General features: G+C 47.4%; 18 protein-coding genes. 13 read left to right on the top strand and 5 right to left on the bottom strand.

Annotated features, from left to right (window positions below; all coding sequences use genetic code 11):
- The first annotated feature begins 263 nt into the window (after nucleotides 1-263).
- From yaaA to rpsR, 7 genes are all read left to right on the top strand, one after another.
- A complete protein-coding gene (gene yaaA / locus FC61_RS06280) occupies nucleotides 264-491 on the top strand; it encodes a S4 domain-containing protein YaaA (RefSeq protein WP_011666818.1) in 228 nt (75 codons plus the stop codon).
- Entirely contained in the window at nucleotides 491-1,645 is a 1,155-nt protein-coding gene (recF, locus tag FC61_RS06275; RefSeq protein ID WP_021741383.1) for a DNA replication/repair protein RecF, read from the top strand. Before yaaA ends, recF begins: the two co-directional genes overlap by 1 nt.
- Nucleotides 1,646-1,648: 3 nt before the next feature.
- On the top strand, nucleotides 1,649-3,592 hold the full coding sequence (gene gyrB / locus FC61_RS06270; RefSeq protein ID WP_021741384.1) for a DNA topoisomerase (ATP-hydrolyzing) subunit B: 1,944 nt from the start codon (nucleotides 1,649-1,651) through the stop codon (nucleotides 3,590-3,592).
- Between the two features lie 21 nt (nucleotides 3,593-3,613).
- Nucleotides 3,614-6,148, top strand: a complete 2,535-nt coding sequence (gene gyrA, locus FC61_RS06265) for a DNA gyrase subunit A (protein ID WP_035464343.1) — start codon at nucleotides 3,614-3,616, stop codon at nucleotides 6,146-6,148.
- A 676-nt stretch (nucleotides 6,149-6,824) separates the two neighbouring features.
- Nucleotides 6,825-7,121, top strand: a complete 297-nt coding sequence (rpsF, locus tag FC61_RS06260) for a 30S ribosomal protein S6 (RefSeq protein WP_011666822.1) — start codon at nucleotides 6,825-6,827, stop codon at nucleotides 7,119-7,121.
- A gap of 33 nt (nucleotides 7,122-7,154) precedes the next feature.
- Nucleotides 7,155-7,721 carry a single-stranded DNA-binding protein gene (gene ssb / locus FC61_RS06255; RefSeq protein ID WP_011666823.1) on the top strand — a complete coding sequence of 189 codons (567 nt, stop codon included), beginning with the start codon at nucleotides 7,155-7,157 and terminating at the stop codon, nucleotides 7,719-7,721.
- Between the two features lie 28 nt (nucleotides 7,722-7,749).
- Nucleotides 7,750-7,986 carry a 30S ribosomal protein S18 gene (gene rpsR / locus FC61_RS06250; protein WP_021741386.1) on the top strand — a complete coding sequence of 79 codons (237 nt, stop codon included), beginning with the start codon at nucleotides 7,750-7,752 and terminating at the stop codon, nucleotides 7,984-7,986.
- A 145-nt stretch (nucleotides 7,987-8,131) separates the two neighbouring features.
- On the opposite strand, the gene FC61_RS06245 is transcribed toward rpsR, so the two are convergent.
- Both FC61_RS06245 and FC61_RS06240 read right to left on the bottom strand, forming a co-directional pair.
- Nucleotides 8,132-9,319 (bottom strand): metal-dependent hydrolase family protein, encoded by a 1,188-nt coding sequence (locus FC61_RS06245; RefSeq protein WP_042516693.1) that lies wholly within the window; start codon nucleotides 9,317-9,319, stop codon nucleotides 8,132-8,134.
- A gap of 30 nt (nucleotides 9,320-9,349) precedes the next feature.
- Nucleotides 9,350-10,957, bottom strand: a complete 1,608-nt coding sequence (locus FC61_RS06240) for a peptide ABC transporter substrate-binding protein (RefSeq protein WP_021741992.1) — start codon at nucleotides 10,955-10,957, stop codon at nucleotides 9,350-9,352.
- A gap of 608 nt (nucleotides 10,958-11,565) precedes the next feature.
- Between FC61_RS06240 and FC61_RS06235 the strand changes: the two genes are divergently transcribed.
- A complete protein-coding gene (locus tag FC61_RS06235) occupies nucleotides 11,566-12,342 on the top strand; it encodes a hypothetical protein (protein WP_021741991.1) in 777 nt (258 codons plus the stop codon).
- Nucleotides 12,343-12,489: 147 nt separating this feature from the next.
- Here the strand turns inward: FC61_RS06235 and FC61_RS06230 are convergent, their stop codons facing one another.
- From FC61_RS06230 to FC61_RS06220, 3 genes are all read right to left on the bottom strand, one after another.
- On the bottom strand, nucleotides 12,490-13,674 hold the full coding sequence (locus FC61_RS06230) for a metal-dependent hydrolase family protein (RefSeq protein WP_042516692.1): 1,185 nt from the start codon (nucleotides 13,672-13,674) through the stop codon (nucleotides 12,490-12,492).
- Nucleotides 13,675-13,695: 21 nt separating this feature from the next.
- Nucleotides 13,696-15,297: a peptide ABC transporter substrate-binding protein gene (locus tag FC61_RS06225; RefSeq protein WP_021741352.1), complete on the bottom strand. Its 1,602-nt coding sequence runs from the start codon at nucleotides 15,295-15,297 to the stop codon at nucleotides 13,696-13,698.
- A gap of 555 nt (nucleotides 15,298-15,852) precedes the next feature.
- Nucleotides 15,853-16,419: a TetR/AcrR family transcriptional regulator gene (locus FC61_RS06220; RefSeq protein ID WP_011666830.1), complete on the bottom strand. Its 567-nt coding sequence runs from the start codon at nucleotides 16,417-16,419 to the stop codon at nucleotides 15,853-15,855.
- Between the two features lie 119 nt (nucleotides 16,420-16,538).
- On the opposite strand from FC61_RS06220, the gene FC61_RS06215 reads away from it, so the two are divergent.
- The 5 genes from FC61_RS06215 to FC61_RS06195 all read left to right on the top strand — a co-directional run bounded on the left by FC61_RS06215 (nucleotide 16,539) and on the right by FC61_RS06195 (nucleotide 23,040).
- The gene (locus tag FC61_RS06215; RefSeq protein ID WP_225363211.1) at nucleotides 16,539-17,273 is read left to right on the top strand and encodes a sulfite exporter TauE/SafE family protein; all 735 of its coding nucleotides are present in this window, start codon (nucleotides 16,539-16,541) and stop codon (nucleotides 17,271-17,273) included.
- A gap of 267 nt (nucleotides 17,274-17,540) precedes the next feature.
- The gene (locus FC61_RS06210; protein WP_080664791.1) at nucleotides 17,541-19,556 is read left to right on the top strand and encodes a DHH family phosphoesterase; all 2,016 of its coding nucleotides are present in this window, start codon (nucleotides 17,541-17,543) and stop codon (nucleotides 19,554-19,556) included.
- A gap of 68 nt (nucleotides 19,557-19,624) precedes the next feature.
- Complete coding sequence (rplI, locus tag FC61_RS06205; RefSeq protein ID WP_011666833.1) at nucleotides 19,625-20,083, top strand: 50S ribosomal protein L9; 459 nt, start codon at nucleotides 19,625-19,627, stop codon at nucleotides 20,081-20,083.
- 138 nt (nucleotides 20,084-20,221) lie between these two features.
- Nucleotides 20,222-21,391, top strand: coding sequence for an ROK family transcriptional regulator (locus tag FC61_RS06200; RefSeq protein WP_021741348.1), 1,170 nt, complete (start codon nucleotides 20,222-20,224; stop codon nucleotides 21,389-21,391).
- A 236-nt stretch (nucleotides 21,392-21,627) separates the two neighbouring features.
- Nucleotides 21,628-23,040: a glycoside-pentoside-hexuronide (GPH):cation symporter gene (locus FC61_RS06195; RefSeq protein ID WP_021741347.1), complete on the top strand. Its 1,413-nt coding sequence runs from the start codon at nucleotides 21,628-21,630 to the stop codon at nucleotides 23,038-23,040.
- The last annotated feature ends 5 nt before the right edge of the window (nucleotides 23,041-23,045 follow it).

Here is a 23,045-nt window from a genome sequence, read left to right as displayed (position 1 = left end):
ATTTCGGCGACCCATCAATTAGTTGCGTGCGCAAAAACCAAGCCATCAGCGATTGGGGTGGTTAGCGCCAGAAAAAAACGCCAAAAATGAGTGATTTCCGCCATAATGGCGCTATTTTTAATTCTCAGCAGATTTACCGGCTTTTTACCAAAAATATCAAAAGGCCCTTAAATCGGCTGAGACGCTAAAAATAAGGTAGTCAATCTGTACCTTTTCATGAAAAAGCGGTATAATATAAGAGAAGAAAATTAAGGGGTGAAATTGTGAAAAAAGAAGTTCTCATTGAGACGCCCTACATCACTTTAGGCCAGTTACTCAAGGAAGAATCCGTTATCAGTACTGGCGGTCAAGCCAAATGGTATTTGCAAGAAAACACCGTAAATATCAATGACGAGCCGGATAATCGGCGGGGCCGCAAGCTGTATCCTGGTGATACAGTGGCAGTACCAGAGGCAGGATTATTTTTTATACGCTCAAAGCAGGGTGAATAATGTATTTGCAAGAGTTGCAGCTGCAGCAATTTCGGAACTATCCGACGGCTAAGTTAACGTTTGGACAGGGCATTAATGTCTTGTTAGGCGAAAATGCTCAGGGAAAAACCAATCTATTAGAGGCCATCTATGTACTCGCGTTGACCCGTAGCCATCGGACAGCCAATGACCATGATTTGGTTAATTGGCAAGCGAAGACGGCTAAGGTTAGTGGTCGGGTTGTTAAGGCTGCCGGGACCGTACCCTTGGAGCTGACTTTTTCTCGGCAAGGTAAACGCGCGCGCGTCAATCATTTGGAGCAGGCCCGTTTGTCACAATATGTCGGTCAGCTCAACGTGATTTTATTTGCGCCCGAAGATTTAGCCATTGTGAAAGGCGCGCCGACAGTTCGGCGGCGTTTTATGGATATGGAGTTCGGCCAAATGAATCCGCGTTACCTATACAACCTGAGCCAGTACCGGACGCTACTTAAGCAACGTAACCGCTACTTAAAAGATCTCCAACACAAGCAGAATAAGGATCTCTTGTTTTTGTCGGTGTTGTCAGATCAGTTAGCGGCATTCGGTGCCGAAATTATTGCCCAACGGTTGGCAATGCTGCAAAAGTTGGAACATTGGGCGCAGGCGATTCACGGGGAGATTTCGCAGCAACGAGAAGAATTGACGTTTCATTACGCCACTCAAGTTGCGGATGATCAGCTAACCGATGTGCCCACCATCACGGCGGCCTTGTCGGCACTGTATGCCAAGCAGCAAGACAAGGAACTTTACCAGGGCACGACACTGGTGGGTCCCCACCGTGACGATTTGCATTTTCAGGTCAATGGTAAAAATGTGCAGACGTTCGGGTCGCAAGGTCAACAACGAACGACCGCGTTGAGCGTGAAATTGGCTGAAATTGATTTGATGAAAGAAGAGACCGGCGAATACCCGGTCTTATTACTTGATGATGTGCTTTCAGAATTGGATGATGCGCGCCAGACACATTTATTGACCGCCATTCAAGACAAGGTACAGACGTTTATTACCACCACCAGTTTGAGTGGGATTACCCGCCAACTGATTAAGGACCCAACCATTTTTCATGTGGCCGAGGGAACTGTGGTGGCCGACGCGGTGGACAGCGATGACCCCGCAGCATCAAAGGAGGATTAGGCAGTGGCAGACGAAAAAGAAACCAAAGCGCAACAAGCTCGTGAGTATGACGCCAGTCAAATTCAAGTCTTGGAAGGTTTGGAAGCGGTCCGGAAACGGCCCGGGATGTACATTGGCTCGACGAGTTCCCAAGGGTTACACCATTTAGTTTGGGAAATTGTCGATAACGGGATTGATGAGGCCTTAGCGGGCTTTGCCGATGAAATTCACGTGACGGTCAATCAAGATAACAGTATTACCGTTACTGATAATGGTCGGGGGATTCCAGTTGATATCCAAAAGAAGACGGGGAAACCCGCGCTGGAAACCGTCTACACCATCTTGCATGCCGGTGGTAAATTCGGCGGTGGCGGATATAAAGTTTCCGGTGGTCTCCACGGGGTGGGGGCATCGGTCGTTAATGCGCTGTCTACCGACTTGGAAGTTCAGGTCATTCGTGGCGGGAAAAAGTATGCCATCGCCTTTGACCATGGTCATGTGAAGACGCCAATGCACGTGATTGAAGAGGGTCTACCACAAGATCAGCACGGAACGATCGTGCACTTCTTGCCAGATCCAGATATTTTCCGAGAAACGACCGTCTTTGATATTAAGACATTGACGACGCGGATTCGGGAACTGGCTTTCTTAAACAAAGGCTTGCGGATTACTATTCGTGATGAACGTCCGGAAAAGCCAACGGAAGAAGATTTCCTTTACGAAGGCGGTATCCGGCATTACGTAGACTATTTGAACGAAAACAAAGAAACGTTATTTGAACCGCCAATTTACGTGGAAGGGCAAGAAAACGGTATTACGGTGGAAGTCGCGTTGCAATACACGGACGACTACCACAATAACCTCTTAACTTTCACCAACAACATCCACACCTATGAAGGTGGGACCCATGAAGAAGGGTTCAAACGGGCGTTGACGCGGGTTGTGAACGATTATGCCCGGCAAAACAAGTTGATGAAAGATAACGAAGCCAACTTGACCGGGGATGATGTCCGTGAAGGGTTGACAGCTGTAGTTTCCGTGAAGCATCCGGATCCGCAATTTGAAGGTCAAACGAAGACCAAATTAGGGAACTCTGATGCCCGCACGGCTGTCGATCACACCTTTGCTGACCACTTTATGCGGTTCATGATGGAACATCCAGATGTCGCCCGGAAGATTGTGGACAAAGGGACGCTGGCGTCTAAAGCACGGGTTGCTGCTAAACGGGCCCGTGAAGTGACGCGGAAGAAGAGCGGCCTGGAAATCAGCAATTTACCTGGTAAGTTAGCTGATAACACGTCTAAAGATCCCGAAATCTCTGAACTCTTTATCGTCGAAGGGGATTCTGCTGGTGGGTCAGCCAAGCAAGGTCGTTCGCGGCTGACGCAGGCCATTCTGCCAATTCGGGGGAAGATTTTAAACGTGGAAAAGGCGTCGATGGATCGGATCTTAGCAAACGAAGAAATTCGGTCACTCTTTACGGCTATGGGAACGGGTTTTGGTAATGACTTTGATGTGTCTAAGGCTAATTACCACAAGCTTATTTTGATGACCGATGCCGATGTCGATGGCGCGCACATTCGGACGCTGTTGTTGACGCTGGTTTACCGCTACATGCGGCCATTATTGGATGCTGGCTTTGTCTATATTGCCTGCCCACCACTTTATCGGGTTCGCCAGGGTAAGATGCAACGGTACTTGGATTCTGATGAAGAATTAAAGGATCTGTTGGGGCAATTGCCACCATCACCAAAACCACAAATCCAACGGTATAAAGGGTTAGGGGAAATGGACGCGGAACAATTGTGGGAAACGACCATGAACCCAGAAAACCGGCGACTCTTGCGGGTTGATGCGCAAGATGCTATCAATGCCGATCAAGTCTTTACGATGTTGATGGGCGATAAGGTGGCCCCACGGCGTGAGTTTATCGAAAATAACGCCACGTTTGCCGAACTGGATGTTTAGTTAAGAACGGAGGGTAACTAGTTGGCTGATCAAGATTATTTAGGCCGAGTCACTGACGTTGACCTGTCACAAACTATGCGGACATCTTTCTTGGATTACGCGATGAGTGTCATTGTGCAACGGGCCTTACCGGATGTGCGGGATGGATTAAAGCCAGTCCACCGCCGGATTTTATATGATATGCAAGAATTGGGGATCACCCCTGATAAGCCATTCCGGAAATCTGCCCGGATGGTTGGGGACGTCCTCGGGAAGTATCACCCCCATGGTGATTCAGCCGTCTATGAATCCATGGTGCGGATGGCGCAAGACTTCTCGTATCGCTACATGTTGGTCGACGGCCATGGGAACTTTGGGTCCGTCGATGGAGATGGTGCCGCCGCTATGCGGTATACCGAAGCGCGGCTGAGCAAGATCGCGATGGAAATGTTACGCGATATCAACAAGGACACGATTGATTTTCAAGATAACTATGATGGTAGTGAACGTGAACCCGTGGTCTTACCGTCACGGTTCCCCAACCTGTTGGTTAACGGGGCTTCAGGGATTGCGGTCGGGATGGCAACGAACATTCCGCCGCATAACTTAACGGAAGTCATCAGTGCCTTGCACATTTTGATGAAGAATCCAGATGCCAGCTTGGCTGATTTGATGGAAGCTTTGCCAGGACCAGACTTTCCCACTGGTGGGATTGTTATGGGTAAAGCGGCTATTCGGCGGGCTTACGAGACCGGTAAGGGCACCATTACCTTGCGGGCCAAGGTGGACATTGAAGAAGAAAAGAATGGCAAACAACGGATCGTGGCAACGGAAATTCCGTACATGGTCAACAAAGCCAAATTGATTGAACGAATCGCCGAATTGGCGCGAGATAAGCGAATTGAAGGCATTACTGATGTCAACGATGAAACCGACCGGACTGGGATGCGGATTGTGATTGATGTTCGGCGGGATGCCAGTGCCGAAGTCATCTTGAACAATTTGTATAAGATGACGTTGATGCAGACCTCTTTTGGGATCAATATGTTGGCCATCGTCAACGGTGCGCCCAAGGTTCTGGGGCTCAAAGCCATCTTGCAATACTATTTGGAATTCCAGTTGGAAGTTATCCGCCGGCGGACTGAGTTTGATTTGCGTAAGGCCGAAGCCCGGGCTCACATCCTGGAAGGGTTGCGGATCGCGCTGGACCACATTGATGAAATCATTACGATTATTCGTCAATCGCAAACGGCTGACGTTGCTAAGCAAGAACTGATTACGCGTTTCAGCCTGTCTGACAAACAATCACAAGCCATTTTGGATATGCGATTGGTTCGTCTGACCGGTTTGGAACGGGAAAAGGTTGAAAAAGAATACGCGGACGTGATGGCTAACATCAAGGACTACAAGGAAATCTTGGCGTCTAAAGAACGGCAACAAGCCATCATTTACGAAGAATTATTGGAAATTCAAAACAAGTTTGGGGACGATCGGCGAACTGAATTGATGGTCGGCGAAGTTCTCAGCTTGGAAGATGAAGACTTAATCGCTGAAGAAGACGTTGTGGTGTCATTGACGCACAATGGCTACATCAAGCGGTTACCAACGTCTGAATTCAAGGCCCAAAACCGTGGTGGTAAAGGGGTTCAAGGCATGGGCGTTCACGATGATGATTTCATCGAACACCTGGTGGCGACGTCCACGCATGACATGCTTCTGTTCTTCACGAACACCGGGAAGGTCTACCGGATGAAGGGGTATGAAATCCCTGAATACGGTCGGACGGCCAAGGGAATTCCGGTGATTAACCTACTGGGCATCAACAATAATGAACACGTTCAGGCCGTCATTAACGTCGCTAACCCTGGCGAAAATGATAACCGGGATCTGTTCTTTACGACGGTGCAAGGGACGGTTAAACGGACACCAGTGGACGAATTTGCTAATATCCGGAGTAATGGTCTCAAAGCCATTAACCTGAAAGAAGACGATGAATTGATTGATGTCGACATTATTAATGCCGATGCCAATATGATTATCGGAACGCATTTAGGTTACGCAGTGAGCTTTGCGGCTACCGACGTCCGCTCGATGGGCCGTTCGGCTACCGGGGTTCGCGGGATTCGTTTGCGCGAACACGATTACGTGATTGGCGCGAGTGTCTTGAAGCCTGACAGTAAAGTGTTTGTCATCTCCGAAAAGGGCTATGGGAAACAAACGGCCGCTGCTGAATACCCAATTAAGGGCCGTGGCGGTAAAGGGATCAAGACGGTGAATGTCTCGACTAAGAACGGGCCATTAGCTGGTTTGACGACTTTAGATGGTGACGAAGATATTATGTTAGTCACCAATAAAGGGGTCATGATTCGCTTTAGCGCATCTGACGTGTCTGAAACGGGTCGGGCAACCTTAGGGGTTCACCTGATTCGTTTAGCTGATGATACTGCTGTGGCCACCATGGCGAAGGTCGCTAAGGAAGACGAAACGGCTGACGAAGCACCAGTAGTTGATGGCGAAACACCGGCCACAACTGATGGGCCAGTCGTCCCTGAATCAGACGATCCAACTGAAGCTTAATTAATAGTGAAACGTGGGACTTTGCCAAAAGCTGGCAGAGTCCTTTTTTTGGTTTTCATTCTTTTGGTTTAGTGTGACTAAGTCAGGCACTTTTAGACGTGCTTGTCCGCCCGCTGGTCGTAGCAAATGGGCTGGAACGTACCGGACACGACTTTAAGCCAAGCAGATCACTTGTCTTAAAGGTCGGTCTTATCCTAAGCGCGCTAAAAACGCGCGCCAAGGATAACGACGGTACTGAGCCCTTTTGCCGCTTCCCGTCGGGCTACTGGAGTGTGGTGTGGTCACGTTGGTTGGTCCAACTATGACCATTACTGCAGAAACGTTGAATGGTGCTAGTTTGAAGCCACATTGACTGTTGCCGAGGTGATAATTATCCGTGGTTGTAACTGTCATTAATCAGTATGAGCCTGGAAGTCACGTGTCTGGAAGGCGGCCAGACAAGGCTAATTCGCACAGCAGTGAGCGGCTTTTACTTTTTTTAAATCAAAAATGCTCACGGGGGACGTAATCCGGAACTACCTATGTAACGTCAGCCCCGCCGTCGGTCGGCCCCGATTTGCTTAACTTTTAAATCTATGCTATACTACTAGCTTGTGAGTATCTGGCTTACGCTAGTGTCTCTCCTTGCTCCCACATTGCAGTGGGGGCCTGAAGTCCATAAGGAGGTGTAACATTCATGGAAACTACTAAATACGAAATCACCTACATCATTCGTCCAGATCTTGATGATGCTGCTAAGACCGCTTTGGTTGAACGCTTCGACAAGATTTTGACGGACAACGGTGCAGAATTGATCAACTCGAAAGACTGGTCAAAGCGTCGGTTCGCTTATGAAATTGGTGGCTTTAACGAAGGTATCTACCACGTTATCACGTTAAACGCAACTGATGACAAAGGTTTGAACGAATTCGACCGTTTAGCTAAGATCAATGACAGCATTTTACGTCACATGATCGTTAAGCGCGAAGACTAATTTTAAACTTAAACTGAGAGGAGTTATTCAGCAATGATCAACCGAGTAGTACTTACTGGCCGACTAACACGGGATGTTGACTTACGCTACACCCAAGGCGGTGCTGCTGTAGCCACCTTCACGCTGGCCGTTGATCGGCGGTTCACCAACCAACAAGGTGAACGAGAAGCTGATTTCGTAAGTTGCGTCATTTGGCGCAAGTCCGCGGAAAACTTTGCCAACTTCTTCCACAAGGGTTCCCTTGTCGGTATTGAAGGACGCATCCAGACCCGGAATTACGAAAATCAACAGGGCCAACGGGTTTACGTCACCGAAGTGGTTGTCGAGAACTTTTCGTTCTTGGAACCCCGTTCTCGTAACGAGAACAACGGTGGTGGAAACTACAATGGCGGCTCCATGAATAATAATGCTCCTCAAAATCAGAATCAAAATGCCAATCCATACACGAGTGGGAATCCAGCTCCGGCTGCGCCTTCTCAAGGTATGGCCCCGAATTCTGGAAGTAACAATCAGAACAGTAATGCGAACAACAATGCAGCTGATCCGTTTGCCAATTCTGGCGATTCCATTGACATTTCCGATGATGATTTACCGTTCTAATATCTAAAATACGAGGAGGGAATTTCTCATGGCAGGACAACGTCGTGGCGGCCGTCGCCGTCGTAAGGTTGACTTTATTGCAGCCAACCACATCGAATACATTGATTACAAAGACACTGACTTATTACGTCGGTTCATCTCTGAACGAGGTAAGATCTTACATCGCCGGGTAACTGGTACGAGTGCCAAGAACCAACGTAAGTTAACTATTGCTATCAAGCGTTCACGGATCATGGGCTTAATGCCATTCGTTAGCGAAGAGTAGTCTAAATGACGACTGACCTTTTGGGTTGGTCGTTTTTTTTATGTTCCACGTTTACTGAGATTGAAACGGTAATAACTGTTTCACGTGAAACAATTAAAATCCCCGTATCGTCAGTTGATGACGGTACGGGGATTAGTCGTTGCAATTAGAATTCACGTTTTCCACTTAAGTAGACGTGCTTGTCCGCCTGTTGGACGTTGGCTGTGTCTGCTAGTGGATCAGCGGCCAAGACCTGAAAGTCCGCGAATTTGCCCACTTCCAGGGTGCCGTAGTCGTCAGCGACACCTAACAACGCGGCAGAATTCAAGCTAGAGCACTGATAGGCTTGTGCGGGAGTCATGCCCAGCTTGGTCAGTAAACCAAACTCAGCTGGAGTTAAGTCAAAACCGTTGAACGGCGTACCCGCATCGGTGCCACAGGTGAATTTAACGCCTAGTTGGTAGGCGTGCCGTAAATTAACGTACGTATCGTCGAGTGCATCGGCAGCTTTTTTGACTTCCCAGTCTGGCAGTTGTCCCTTACCAAATTCTGGAATAGTCCATTCGGCAATCAGGGTGGGTGTGAGGTAAGTGCCTTGGGCCACCATCTGTTTGGCTTCGGCTTCAGTTACATAGAAGCCATGTTCAATGGAATCTACGCCGGCATCAAGTGCATTTTGAATGCCCGGGTTTCCTTCCGCGTGAGCCGCTACCAGTCGCCGCTTATGGTGGGCTTCTTCGACGGCTACGCGCATTTCCGCTACGGATAGTTGGGGGTCTTCCATGAAATCATTGGGCGTCATGACGCCCCCAGTCGCCATAACCTTGATCGTTTCAACGCCGTGTTTGAAGGCCGTTCTGACCGCCTTGCGCATTTCATCGGGTGAGTCAACGGCATGCCCCCCGTGCGGTGAATCGCCGTGACCGCCAGTCATGGAAAAAGCGCGGCCTGAAGCTAACAGATGGGGGGTGTGGGGGAGAAGGCCGCGTTGTTGTAATCGCTTGAGCTTCACATCAACATCGTAGTTGGTGCCGAGTTCGCGAACGTAGGTGACCCCGGATTTTAGTAGCGTTTGGAGATTTTCAAAGGCAAAGACGCCAGCTTCGGCTTCTGACTGTCCGGAATCGCCGCTAAAGGATTGCGGATCAAGTGTGACGTGGGTATGAACGTTGAAGAAGCCTGGCATGACATAGTGTTCGTGCAAATCAACTTGGTGGTCGGTAGCCTCCGGTGTTCCGTGTCCCCGGGCCGTTAACCGGCCAGTATTGTCGTCAACGGTAAACCAAGCAGCGGGCTGGTTGTGGTCAGTGGCACCATCGAATAAGGTAAAATTAAAAAATGTAGTTTGGGTCATAAATAAGTCCTCCTAAGTGAGACGTGACAGTTATTTCCAGTAAGCATATTGATACTTGGCTTCGTGTAGCAGGGTGTAGGTCAAGCCACCAACTTGGCTACTGATTAACTTGGCCTCAGACGGTTGGTACAGGGGGATATATCCCTTAACCGCCATCAGTCGCTTGTCGGCGGCCATTAAACCGTTATAGCGAGCCAGTCCGGTTTGACTATTGGCTTTCGTGAGTAACTGGTTAAAGGTCGTATCAGACCAATTGGTGAAATTAACCGAATTCCCCTTGGCAGCGAGGCTGAGAAAGTCTGCCGCATCCAGCCAACTGGTTGACCAACCGGTGAGATTTAATTCAAAATTAACAGCAAAATCGCGGGCCACGTGTTGGGCATGAGGGATTGCGGTGGTGGTAATGGTCAGGCCGGGTAAGGTTTTCTCCAATTCAGATTGGAGATATGTGCCGACTTTCTTATCGTCATCGGTATCATCGGTCAGCAGATTCAAGGTTGCCTTAGTCTGGCCCGTTTCTTTCAAGTATTTCTGCCAGTAGGTTTTGGCCTGTTGCTTATCTTGGGGTAGTAGATTACCGACTTGGGCCGCCATGTCCTGCCCTGTTTGTGGATTTTTTTGATCGCCAGTTGGTACCGCACTCAGGGCAGCCTTTGAGCCATCCTGTAAGACGGATTTAGTTAACTGTGAGCGGTTGATGGCGTCAGAAATGGCCTGACGTAAATTGGTGGAGTTGGTCGCCGTTTTTTTGCTGTTGACGTAGAGGTATTGGAGCCGGCCAGTTAAATGGGTGTGGAGGTTCTTGCTGTTACGGTTAGCCCGTACATAATTACCCGTAACGGTGGTCTCTTGGACCTTATCGGCGTTAAAGAGGTTAGCGGCGGTACTTTCGTCTTTAGTGACAGCTACCTTAACGCGGTTGATCTTAACGCTGTCAGCGTTCCAATAGTGGCGGTTTTTAACGTAAGACCAACTGGCATTACTCCCGGTCCAGCCAACTAGTTTATAGGCGCCGTTGCTGACAGTTTTAGCGGCACTAGTGCCATATTGAGCACCATATTTCTTCACCGCAGCTGTGTTTAGCGGGTAATACTCACTGGCGATAAGATCATTAAAGTAAGGTACCGCCTTGGTTAATTGAAACTGGAGCTTCGTTGAACTCAAGGCCTTAACGCCTAACTTGCTCGGGGCGGCCTTACCGGTTTGAACAGCCGTAAAGTTCTTAAAGGCCGATAACACACTGGCATATTGGGCCTTAGTCTTAGGATTCGCCATTCGTTGTAGCGACGTGACGAAGTCTTGGGCGGTCACCCGTTGACCATTCGCCCATTTCGCCTGCTTCTTCAGCGTAAACGTATAGGTTTTGCCATTATTCGTCGGCTTAACCATTTTGGTGGCAACCCCCGCGGTAATTTTACCGTTGCGATTATAGGTGTAGAGGCCCTCCATGGTTTGAAAAATCAGGCTACCACTATTGGTATCAGTAGATTTATTCGGATCAGCCGTGGCTGGTTCGCTGGCCAAGGTGACGTTTAAAGGCCGATTCTTATTGGTCGTATGACCCGCAGCATGACCGCAACCGCTCAATGAAGCGAGTAGTAGCAGGCCAACTGGTAAGGTCCAAACAAAATGTTTCATGTGAAACACCCTCCTAGTGCCAATTGATTAGAGGATTACGCGGAAAATAAAAAGCACCCCCACGGAAATAACTTCTCCGTAAGGGTGCTGTTCGCACGGTACCACCTTATTTTTTGCTACTCAAAAAGTAGCCTTATCTATGAACGGCGGACGACCTAAGAGATCGGAATTCAGCGCTAGGCTCGCTAAAGGACAATCCTGCCCGCGATTCACTGCATTGATAACGGATGCTTCCGGTGTAAACTTACTTAAATTCAGCTAACGGCTCCGAAGGGATGTTCGTCACCAGCACCTGTCCCCGCTCACACTAAACCGGGGTCGCTGAAGAGGTGGTTGGTCACTACTGGACTTCATCATCACTTTTTAATTTTCTAATCAATTGTTAATGATTATGAGTTTATCACCGATTGAAAAATTGTCAATGGCAAATTGAAGATTAGTTGAACGCGCCAGATTGCTAACTGGCTGATCAGAGAGATTACCCATTACTCACTAGATAGATAAGCTGGTAATCGGTGATGCCCAGATATCAGTTTTGCACAATCGAATAATATACGGTAAACTTCAGATCAGGGTAGGGAATTAAGCTTTACAGGAGGAGAAATACTATGAAAAAAGTGGTTACGGGATCATTAGTGTTAGGGGCGGTTATGGGTGGCCTGGCAGTTGTTCAAATGCCGCAACACGCTCAAGCAGCAACGTATCAAGTGAAGAAGTTAATGGGGTTTAGACAACCAACGTCTTATTATGCTAAAAGCGCCAAGAGCGGTTATTTATGGAATAAGTCTCATACAAAACGCCTGCATAACCTAAAAAATTATCCTAAAACGACTTGGTATGCGACAGCAAAGTATTCGATGAAGTCTGTTAGAAATAGTGGGACATATTTAAAGGTGACTAATGGGACTGGGAAAGCCAAGGGGTATGTATGGACGGGATATTTGAAAAAGGGGGTTAACCCAGCCAATCCGAATGGAACTCTGACAGATCCTTTTGGGGCGGCGATGAGCACGTACAATGTTGATGATAATCTGAACAAGCAGTTGCTGAATTTGTTTCCGGGAACAATTCCAGATGAACCATTACAACTTGCTGCTGACTTTATTTTTGCGAATGCAGGTGCTAATCCTGATGACTATACGAGTGTGATTGAAGAATTGGTAGGAGCTGAAAATGAACCTTCTGTATTCAGACTCTCTTCTGATAAACGGATACAGAAAAATCAGAATTTTTTGTCTTTTCAGCGAAATTCCTTAAAGGAAGAACTTGTCACAAAGCATAAAAAATTCACGAGTTTTAAGGGATATCGAATCGGTGCGTATGCTTTCCCTAAGCACGACAAACGGTACGGAGAGTCGATGATTCTTTTGCTCCCTTCAAATTAAGATCGCTAATTATGGCAATACAGATATGGACCCAAATCTCGTTAAAGTTCTGAGATTTAGGTCCATATTTTTAACGCGATAGTAACTACTCTTTAAGTCGAAATTGCGGAGCATTTTAGATCATACTAGCATACTGATCAGACTCACCTAAAACTGGCGCACACCACCGACATAGACGGCCTTATCCGCTTGGATTACTGCGGCCGTGTCAGCTAGTGGGTCGGCGCGGAGCACTTGGAAATCCGCGAATTTGCCGACCGTTAGCGTGCCGTAATCATCAGCGATACCCATGAGAGTAGCCGCATTAATGCTAGAACACTGATAGGCTTGCGCGGGGGTCAAGCCAATTTTCGCAAGAAATCCAAATTCTTCGGGGGTGCGCTCAAAGCCATTAAAGGGCGTACCCGCGTCGGTACCACAAGTGAATTTGACCCCAATTTTAAAGGCCTGGCTGAGGTTAAGATAGGTGTCGGCCATGGCATCAGCCGCCTTTTTAACTTCCCAGTCAGGAAGTTGGCCCTGTCCCTGATTGGCGACTGCCGCTTCGGCCACGAGCGTGGGGGTGAGGTAGGTACCCTGTTCAACCATCTGGTGGGCCTCATCGCTGTTGACGTAGAAGCCGTGTTCAATCGAGTCAACGCCAGCATTAAGGGCGTTTTGAATGCCCGGATTACCTTCAGCGTGGGCCGCCACGATGCGGCGTTTATGGTGGGCTTCTTCAACCGCAACGGCGATCTCAGCCGTGGAGAGCTGGGGGTCTTCCATGAAATCGTTGGGCGTCATGACACCACCGGTCGCCATGACCTTGATGCATTCAGCCCCACCTTTAAAAGCGGTGCGCACGGCCTTACGCATCTCGTCTTGCGAGTCGACCAGATAGGCAGCGTGGGGGCCGTCCCCGTGGCCCCCCGTCATCGAAAAGGCCCGGCCGGATGCCATCATGTGCGGCGTTTGGGGAAGTTTACCCTGACGCTGTAGGCGTTTGAGTTTGATATCAATATCGTAAGTCGTTCCGCATTCACGAATGTAGGTGACCCCGGACTTGAGAAGGGTCCGGAGATTTTCGTAGGCGAAGACCGCGGACTCCGTTTCCGAGCCACCGAAGTGCCCGCTAAAGGCATCAGGATCACTGGTGATGTGCGTATGGACGTTAATAAATCCGGGCATGACATATTGTCCGTGGAGATCGACAGTATCGGTTGTGTCGGTCGGGGTGCCGTGACCGATTGCGGTGATCCGCCCGGTGTCGTCAACCGTAAACCACGTATCGGTTTGATTCTGGTCGTTGGTACCATCAAAGAAATAACAGTTATAAAAAGTTGTTTGCGTCATAGATAAGTCCTCCTAAATAAATTATTTCCAATAAGCGTACTGGTATTGGGCATCGTTGAGTAGCGAGTAAGTTAGGCCCCCAACTTGCTTGCTAATTAATTTCGCTTCAGATGGCTGGTAGAGTGGGACGTAGCCTTTAACACGCATCAGATACTTATCCGCCTTAACCAACCCGTTATAACGGGCTTGGCCGCTTTGATTCTCAGCGCTCGTTAGGATTTGGTTGTATGTCTGGTCGTTCCAGTTGGTGAAGTTCACGGAATTACCTTTGGCGGCCAAGTCAAGATAGTCTGAGGCATCGAGCCAGTTGGTCGACCACCCAATGAGATTGATGTCAAAGTTACCAGCAAAGTCGCGGGATACGTGTTGGGCGTGGGGGATCTGCGTGAGCGTAATGGTCAGGCCCGGTAGATTCTTTTCCAAGACGGATTGTAAATAAGTCCCGACTTTCTTATCGTCATCACTATCATCGGTCAAGATACTCAAGGTCACCTTGGTTTTGCCGGTTTCCTTTAAGTACTTGTGCCAATAGCGTTTGGCCGTGCTGACGTTGTAAGTTAACAGATTACCCACCTCACTTGCCATATCCTTGCCAGTCTGCGGGTTGGTCTGATCACCGCGGGGAACGGCACTTAAAGCCGCCTTGGAGCCATCTTTGAGGACGGAGTTAGTCAATTGGTTACGGTCAATGGCGTAGGAGACAGCCTGACGGAGGTTTTCCGAGGCCGTCGTTTGGCGTTTACTGTTGAAGTACAGTAGATTCATCCGGCCAAGCAGGTGGGTGTGGAGTTGCTTGCTGTTACCATTTGCCCGGACATATTCGCCACTAACCGTGGTTTCTTGGATTTTACCAGCGTTAAATAAATTGGCTGCGGTCGTGGAATCTTTGGTGACCGCCATCTTGATTTGGTGAATCTTGACGTTTTGGGCATTCCAATAGTGAGGGTTCTTGACGTAACGCCAAGTGGAATTGCTGCCGGTCCAACCAACCAATTTGTAAGGGCCATTGCTCATTGCTCTGGCGGCATTTGTCCCGTATTTTGATCCATACTTTCGGACCGCCGCCGTATTAAGCGGGTAATACTTGCTGGCTACTAAGTCATTAAAGTAGGGCACGGCCTTGGTCAATTGAATTTGAAGCTTGGTCTTACTGAGTGCAGTGATGCCAAGTTTAGACGGCGCGAGTTTACCGTGCTGCACGGCGTTGTAATTCTTAAAGGCGGACAGGACGCTCGCGTATTGCGCTTTAGTGGTCGGGTCAGCCATTCGGCGAAGTGACGTCACGAAGTCTTGCGCCGTGACGCGTTGCCCGTTAGCCCACTTGGCAGTTTTCTTTAAGGTAAACGTGTAGGTCTTGCCATGGTTGGTGGGCTTCACCACTTTGGTTGCTACGCCTGGGATGATCTTATTGGATTTACTGTAGGTGTACAGTCCCTCCATGGTTTGGGCGATGACGCTGGCACTATTGGTGTCGGTGTCTTTGTTGGGGTCAACGGTGGCTGGCTCATCGGCCAAAGTCACGTTGAGCGTTTTATTTTGGTTAGCACTGGATTTACTACCACAGGCACTTAAGCCAGCGAGTAGCAGTAGGGTAATTGGAATCAGAGATACAAAACGTCGCATAAAATAGCCTCCTAGGCAAACGGTTAGAACAGAGCTGTCAGGGGAACGGCAAAAAGCGCCCTTACAGAAAAATTTCTCTGTAAGGGCGCTTGCGCACGGTACCACCTTAATTGGGACTCAATCGTGAACGGCGACACTCCTAGAAGGCCAAATGTCACGGGCTAGGTCCCGTTAGTTGGGCCAGGTCGCGATTCACTTGGGGATAACGGGGCCACCGGTCGGGCTTACTGTGAATTCAGCTGACAGTTCAGAAGGGAGTTTCCACCATTGTTCTTGACCCGCTTGCACTTAACCGGGCTCGCTAACAATGAGCAACAGGGGTACTAGTCTTCGTCATCACTTTTAAAATTCTAATCGTTTGTTAATGATTGCTAGTTTAGCATGCCTATTGAGAATGTCAACGAGAAATTTAATGAACAACGACCCAAAATGCAGCATACTAGGTATGTAGAGAACTTTTTAAAAACGAATTTGTGGGAGAGCCCCCGTTTGGTAACACTTAATGACTAATCAATGATTAGCGGAAAATGAGAATTTGACAACTGAAATGGGCGGTTAGTCAGCGGGCGATACCTCTAGGAGGCTTAAGAGTTCGTGTAACAAATCCGGATTGCTTAGTCCGCGCTGCTGGCGTTCGAAAGCGTACATTTCACTCTTGAGCATAGCGACTAGCATATCCGAGCGAAACACAATCGTCTGGGCTGACCAATCGGGATGTAAGGGGGTCAGCAACTTTTGGAAAAGATCTGTGAGTTGTTGGAATAAGGGGCTTTGGTAAAAATCTTGACCGGCTTGTGGCACCTCACTAATGGTGTTGAGCAATGCCTGATTAGCATCACGAAAGGCCAAGTAATCTGTTAAGACAGCTTTAAGCGTGGCTGGTGTGGGGGTCGTTTGTTTTATTTGGGCCTGCGTTGTCGTAATAAAGACCCGTAGTCGATCATAGACTAGCGCAAGGCAAAGCGCACTTTTATTAGGATAGTTACGATAGAGCGTGCCCACACCAATCCCAGCAGCGTGGGCGATATCGGTCATTTTCATGGTTGCAATGTCTTGTGTCGAAAGTAGGTGGGTTGCAGTTGTCAAAATCTTTTGATGATTGTACTGCGCATCTTGTCGCATAAAAATAACTCCTTTCAAGTTATCTCTAAGATAGTCTAAATACACGGTATTGACAAGTGGAATATATTCCGATTATGATATGGAATATATTCCACTTTTAATTGAAAGGTGTGTTGGCCTTGTTAAGTATCGGGTATGGCTTTATGATCGGGGTTTTTGTTAGTTTAATTGGCGGCGGGGGCGCGTCGTTATATCTGGGAGTCTTGACCAGTCAATTGGGATTGGCAACGGCTGTCGCGGTACCAACGTCATTATTTGTTGCTTTACCGGCGCTATTTTTGGGTTTCTTAACCCAAGTTCGGATTCATAACGTCAATTTTAAATTGGGCAACCAATTGCTGTTGACGGCGATTCCTGGAATCTTAGCTGGCGCGCTCTTAGCAAAATATATCACGGCAACGCTGTATAACCGGATCGTTGGCGTAATTTTACTCGTCATGGGAATCATTGTGGTAGTGAAGGCCCTTCGACCAGGAAAACAACGGGACGTTCGACAATCAGGTTGGGTCGCCAGTCTGTTTGGGCTATTGAGTGGTCTGATGGTTGGTATTGGCGGGCTAAGTGGTGGCGCAACGACCGCAGCGGGACTAGCTATTTTGGGCTTGTCAGCTTTACAGGCAGCTGGAACGGCCACCTATGTTTTATGGGTCATGTCCGCCATTGGACTGGCGATTCATCTGATAACGAGCACCGTGGACTGGTCCGCCGGAATGGGGCTAATGGTGGGCGCGATTATCGGATCAATTGGGACACCGCTTGTCTTGCATCGATTAAATACAGAACGGCTTAATCGCTGGTTAATGCCGTTTTTAGGGGTAATTATTAGCTACTTTGGCTGGCGAATGCTGGTTTAGGTAGGCACACAGTGATTAGGTGTCGTCCGTCGAGTCATCGTAACAGGGTGTTTAGGGTGATGTTTCACGTGAAACAACGCAAGTACGTAAAATATTGAAAACGGCCAAATACGCTACTAATCCCGTCATGTCGCGGGTTGTCGTGGTAAACCGGTTTTGTGATTGCGGGTTAGTGTGATAAAATGAAACTGTTATTTATAACCTTTTTACCCCAACGACTGGTTGGGGATAATCTAACTTTTCCAGAAGAATCAGATGAGGAGCAAAATGAATAAATTATTTTCACGAGCGAACGTGCCGGAGTTTTTACAGAACCGGCGCTTACGGGGCATCGCGATGATGACGGCCGGACTCGCCATTTTAGGTATTGTATTGGCGTTTTTGCTTAATTGGATTTTTGGGATCGTTATCCTAATCTTGGTGGGCGTGGCGACACTGATGGTGTTTAATACGATGGCTGAGATTGGTGCGGATACGACGCAATATATTTCCGATCTGTCTTTTCGGATTCAACAGGGTGAGCAAGAAGCCCTGATCCGCATGCCGCCGGGTGTTATGATTCTGGGCGATAGTGATCAGATTGAATGGGTTAACCCGTATCTCCAGCATTATTTTGGTGATACGGATGTCTTGAACCGCTCACTGACAGCTGTTGATGGTGAGTTAGCGAAGTTAATCGCAGACGCGCCAGCCCAGACGATGACAACGGTCACTTGGCGCGATTATCGCTTTACGTTGTATGTTCAACCAGATTTTCATGCCGTTTATCTCTATGACATCACGCACTATCAGTTGATTCAGGAGCAATACGACAATGAAAAGATTGCGATTGGCCAGATTTTCTTGGATAACTATGATGAGATTACCCAGTCGATGACGGATCAGGACATTTCCAACCTGCGAAATTACGTGACCAATGAGCTGTCAACGTGGGTCCAGCAGTTTGATATGTACCTCAAGCAATTGGATGATGACCATTACTTCATTTTGGCTTATGCGAAGTCGTTAGCCGCGATTGAAGCGGATAAGTTCAAAATCTTGGATACGATTCGTGAAAGCACCTCGAAGCAAAACTTCCCGTTGACCTTGAGTATGGGGATTGCGTATGGTGATCCTAATCTTAACAAGTTGGCCGACCAGGCTCAGAGTAATCTGGACTTAGCCTTAGGCCGGGGTGGTGACCAGGTTGTGGTCAAAGCAGCCGATCAAGAAGCCCGGTACTACGGTGGTAAGACTAACCCGATGGAGAAACGGACGCGGGTCCGTGCACGGATGATCTCGCAGGCCTTGCAAGAGTTGATGAACGAATCCGATCAGATCTTTGTTCAGGGACATTCACAGCCAGATATGGATTCACTGGGTGCTTGTCTCGGAATTCGGCGGATTGCCAAGATGAACAACAAGACGTGCTGGATTGTGTTGGATAAGGAAACGGTGCACTCCGATGTGCAACGTTTATTGGACAACTTGAAACAGTATCCGGACATTGATGCGGCGATTATTTCACCAGAAACGGCTTTAGAGAAGGCAACCGATCAAAGCATGCTCTTGATGGTGGATCACTCTAAACCGTCGATTTCAATTTCTGCCGACCTGTATCATCGATTGGAAAACCGCGTGATGATTATTGACCATCACCGGCGGGGCGAAGAATTCCCTGAGAACCCGTTGTTGGTTTATATCGAGCCGTATGCGAGCTCAACGTGTGAGTTGATTACGGAAATGTTTGAGTATCAGTCTCAAGAAGGCGAACCGATCAATAAACTGGAAGCAACGGCGATGTTGACGGGGATCTTCGTTGATACCAAGCACTTCTCATTACGGACCGGGACGCGGACGTTTGATGCCGCCAGTTACTTACGGTCTGCCGGTGCCGATGCCGTTGAGATGCAACAGTACATGAAAGAAAATGTTGATAGTTATTTGCAACGTAACCACTTGATTGAAATGGTTGAGTTCGTTAACGAGGATATGGCGTTGATTGTGGGTGAAGAAGACCAAAGCTATGATCCCGTTACGGCGGCTCAAGCGGCGGATGATTTGTTGAATATGTCGGGGGTCGATGCTTCTTTCGTGGTAACCCGGCGAGCTGATGGACGCGTTGGTATTTCAGCGCGATCATTGGGTGAAATCAACGTCCAGTTAACCATGGAAGCTATGGGAGGCGGCGGTCATTTGTCTAATGCGGCAACTCAAATTGCTGATAAGACGGTGGCGGAGGTTCGCCAACAATTGCTAGATATTTTAACGCATAGCGATGAGCCAGAAACGGCGACAATGTAGTTAATTGCTTCTGCGTCAGACTTGGCGTAGGATTGAACCTAGAATGGAATAAGTGAGGAGTGACCGACGTGAAAGTGATCTTTATGAAAGATGTTCGAGGCAAGGGTAAGCGGGGCGAAATTAAGAATGTCCCAGATGGCTACGCCCAAAACTTTCTCATCAAGCGGGGCTTGGCTAAGGAAGCTAACCAATCCGCAATGAGTCAATTGAATGCAGAACGGAAAGCTGAACAGCGCCGCGAAGCAGAAGAATTAGCTGAAGCTAAGGACTTACAAAAGCGCCTGGAAGATGATAAGACGGTGGTGGAAATTGTCGCCAAAGCTGGTGAAGACAGCCGCTTGTTCGGGTCAATTCCAAGTAAGCAAATTGTTCAAGCACTGGATAAGCAATACAATCTGAAGCTGGACAAACGCAAGGTTGAATTACCGGAACCAATTCGGTCTCTGGGCTTCACCAATGTGCCGGTTAAATTGCATGCTGACGTGACCGCTAAGATTCGGGTGCACGTGGTTGCTAAACAACAGTAGTCTGTATTTGAAAGGTCGCCGCTGGGTGGCCTTTTTCTTTTGGGGAGATAGAATTTAAGATGGGGCGGTTAGCCGCTTACGGCACTGGTTGTGCTAAAATAAGTGAAGACAATTTGAACGAAGAAGGATGAGCGATTAATGGTTAAGGAACAGAATCGACGTAATTCACATGATTATAATTATCAGCGGATCATTGCCTATATCTTTAATCACCGCTCGATTTCGCGCTCGGATATTGCGGCGGCCCTAGATCTCAATAAGGCCACGGTGTCATTGCTTTGCGGTGAAATGCAACAACAGGGGCTACTTAGTGAAGTCGGATCAGGATCGGCCTCGGCCAATGGTGGGCGGAAGCCAACGTTGCTTGAGATCAATAAACAATACGGGTACACAATTACGGTCGAGATTGAGGCTCAGTTAGTGCGGGCTTTGGCATGTTATTTAGACGGTGAAACTATTGCCTTTCAGCAATTTAAGCTAACGACAACAAGCAATTTACCGCAAGAATTACAACGATTGGTTGCTAAATTTAAAGATATTGAAGATACGCAGCATGGCCTATTGGGTATTTGTTTCGCTATTCATGGACTAGTCAATCATAATCAGATTCAAAGCTCTTTTGTGGATCTTAGTCAGGTTGCGTTTATGGATCTTTTTGCAGATTATCAAGTTCCTATAATTTTGGAAAATGAGGCAAACTTAGCTGCTCTGTATTCACGAGACTTTATTCAAACAGCGGCACAAAAAAATACGGTCACTTTGAGTATTCATCAGGGGATTTCAGCCGGACTCATCTTGGGTGATCAGCTTTATCGAGGCTCTCAAGGGCGAGTAGGAAAGATCGGGACTAATATTGTGATGCCAGCATTTCCAATTAATAATCGGCGTAGTTTAGTGACCTATCAGGATGTCTACTCGGAATTAGCCATTGTTCGTCAGATTAGTGAGCTAGTAGAAAAAACAACGTTGTCTTTAGATGATATTTCAAAATTATATGATGATCACAATAGTGAAGTTGTGACAGTTATTTCCCAGTTTGCGAATGGAGTTGCGGAGATGCTCCATAACATGGCTGGAATGTTAGATCCAGATGTTTTCTATTTGAACTCACCACTCCTACATCAAGTGCCTAGCGCTTTGGGACAAATTCGACGGTATTTTAAGCGACTATCCGGGTATGATATTTCAATTCAACTCATGCCAAACATTCAATTAGCAACTCTACTAGGTGGTGCTGCTTTGTTGACTCATCAGGCATTGGGACTAGATGGTCAAACGCTGAATTTATGGGAGTATAGTAATGATTAAGAGGATCTGTTCGGTAGAACGGATCCTTTTCATTTGTTTATTTTTATAAATTAATAAAATAAAATCAAAAAAATATATAGCAACGCCCAAATTAATGAAACAAAGCTTTCTTGTTAATTAAATGCTTGTATGAAAGCAATTTGCAGTATTACGCAAGCTTGAAAGGAAAACGCTTTCTGCTATAATTACCCCTGGTTAGTTTATTTTTTTAAATTTAATCAGGAGATGAAACAATTATGATGAGTACCAGTCCTACGAAACCGGCCATTCGGCCGATCGGTCAAATTGGTGTGGGTGAAAAGGTCGGATTTGGTTTAGGTGACTTTACCTGTAATCTGATTTATGCCAGTCTTTCAAGTTATTTGTTATTCTTTTATACGAACGTGTTTGGTATCACAGCCGCTGCCGCATCGTTTCTGTTCCTAGTGGTTCGCTTTGTGGATGCACTTTCCGATCCCATTATTGGTTTTTTTGTGGATAAATCCAATACGCGCTGGGGAAAGTATCGGCCGTTTTTACTATATGGAGCGATTCCATTTGCCATTTTGGCCGTCTTGTGTTTCACGGTGCCAAGTTTTGGCGGAGCGACTAAGTTGGCTTATGCCTACATTACCTATATTCTCTTATCGATTTGTTATACGTTTGTTAATGTCCCTTATGGGAGTCTAACAGCGGCGATGACCAACGATCAACAGGAATCTGTGAGTCTGACGACTTACCGGACATTCTTAGCCAATGTAGGCCAGGTAATTGTGGCCTTCTTCGTTCCATTTTTGGCGGATATTTTCACCAAGAGTATGGGGGCTGCTCGTGGATGGCAGTTAACCATGACGGTGATGGGCATCTTAGGTGGTCTATTATTATGGGGCTGTTTCTTTTCTACCCATGAACGGGTTAAAGTACCGGCTGCACACACTAAGATCAAAGTGAAAGATGTCTTTGAACAATTGCTACATAACCGTCCCTTAGTCATCCTTTGTATTTTTTTCTTCGTAATTTATGGTGTAAAGTCGATTGTCAGCGCGACTGGGATTTACTATGTAACTTATTATGTTGGTCGAGCCGATCTAGTGAAGTGGTATTCTTTAGCTGGAACTTTACCAGCGTTGGCCTTTATTCCAGCAATTCCGTGGTTAGCGAACCACTTATCTAAATTTCAGTTGATTATTCTTTCTGTAGCGGCTGATATTATTGGGATGGTGGGATTGTTCTTTGCTCGTCCTGAATGGTTAGTCTGGATCTTTGTTTCTCGTGGTATTGCTTCTATCGGGAATGGGATGATTTCAGCATATATGTGGGCCCTAATTCCTGAAACAGTTGAATATGGTGAGTATCAAACTAATAAACGGATGAGTGGTGTGATTTATGCAATTGTTGGCTTTGTTTTCAAGTGTGGGAATGCTTTAGGCGGTATGATTCCAGGTTTGATTCTATCAGCAACAGGTTATGTGGCAACGGCCACTCATCAAACCAGCGGTGCACTACATGGGATTGTAATTGCCACAACGATTGTGCCAATTGTTATTTACTTTATTGCGATTTTCTCAATGAAGTTCTACAACTTGGATAAAGCAACCTATGATAAGATTTCCGCTGAACTAAAAGAACGGAATGCTAAGGAAATGGCAGCGGAGGCTACCGAAAAATAGTGGAA

It is taken from the genome of Levilactobacillus brevis ATCC 14869 = DSM 20054, assembly GCF_001433855.1.
Lineage (GTDB): Bacteria > Bacillota > Bacilli > Lactobacillales > Lactobacillaceae > Levilactobacillus > Levilactobacillus brevis.
Note: the sequence above shows the minus strand (reverse complement) of the source record. Positions and strands in the feature narration are given on the sequence as shown.